This window comes from Microbacterium sp. Bi128 (assembly GCF_918698205.1).
In genome coordinates, this window is record NZ_CAKKMM010001384.1 from 1 (window position 1) to 1,339 (window position 1,339).

General features: G+C 68.3%; 1 protein-coding gene and 1 pseudogene. Both read left to right on the forward strand.

Features of this window, described 5'->3' with window-relative positions:
- A partial coding sequence (locus LQV45_RS33000) for an ATP-dependent helicase C-terminal domain-containing protein (protein WP_290370392.1) occupies window positions 1–319 on the forward strand: 319 nt, incomplete at its 5' end.
- 187 nt (window positions 320–506) lie between these two features.
- Window positions 507–1,339: pseudogene (locus tag LQV45_RS33005) on the forward strand (hypothetical protein); the annotation flags it as partial.

Here is a 1,339-nt window from a genome sequence, read left to right on the forward strand (position 1 = left end):
GGTCCCCAGCGGATCCCGGATCCGGATCGACTACCCGGACGCGGCAGACGCCACCGGCCGGCCCGTAGTGGCCGTCAAGCTGCAAGAGTGCTTTGGCTGGGCCGAGACGCCGCGGCTGGCCGACGGGCGCGTGCCGGTGCTGTTCCATCTGCTCTCGCCGGCCCGCCGGCCCCTGGCCGTGACAGACGATCTCGCATCCTTCTGGTCCGGGCCCTACGCCCAGGTCCGGGCCGAAATGCGCGGCCGCTATCCGCGGCATCCGTGGCCTGAAGACCCATGGACCGCACCCGCGACAGCCCGGACCAAGCCGCGGAACTGACGCCGGACCAGCAGCCCGGCGCTGCCAACTGACCCCTCGCGCCGCCCGGGCAACAGGGGCATGATGAAGGAGCACGACACCGGCGGGCCTCCCGGCCCGCGGGACGCCGGGCAAACAGGCCGGTCAAACGGGCGGGTCAAACCTGCCCGTCAAACAAAAATCAGCCACGCGATGAAGAGTGATGGCCATGCACCTTGCGTTCGTCTCCATTCCCGCCTACGGACACGTGAACCCGACCCTGCCGCTGGTGGCGGAGCTCGTGGCCCGGGGGCACAGGGTCACATATTTCACGTCCGCCGACTTCGGACCGCTGATCCGCAAGGCCGGCGCGGACTTTCACGCGTCCGGCGGGAACTGGATGGCATCGCTGCCCGCCCTGGGGCCCGGGCAGCGGGCACAGGCGCACCTGATGCTGCCGATCATGCACCGCGTGTTCGAGGACCTCAGAACCAGCTTTCCGGCGTTGGTCGATCAACTCCGCCAGGACCCGCCGGACGCTATCTGCTTTGACGCGATGACGCTTAGCGGCAGCATGGCGGCGGAAAAGATCGGTGCCCCGGCCATTGCCCTCATGCCCACCTATGCCACCAACGAGCACTTCTCGCTGAGATCGCTGATGCCTGCCCCGCCACCGGACGGCGCCGATGAGATGGCCAAGGTTGCGCTGGCCATGGGCCGATTGCTGGCGGAGTTCGCGGCCGGGCAGGGCGTGCGGACACCGCGGATGTTCGATGGTCCGCCTGCGCCGTTCAACATCGTGTTCCTACCCCGCGAATTCCAGCCCATGGGGGCGACCTTCGATGACCGGTTCCGGTTTGTGGGTCCCAGCGTCGGCGGCCGGGATACCGACGGCGAATGGGAGCGTGAGGGAACGGGACCGCTGTTGTTTATTTCGCTGGGCACCACCCCGCTGAACCGCCGGCCGGACTTCTTCCGGATGTGCCTTGATGCCTTCGGCGGAAGCGAGTGGAACGTCGCGATGGCCGTTGGGGACCAGACCAGCCTGGCCGATCTCGGAAC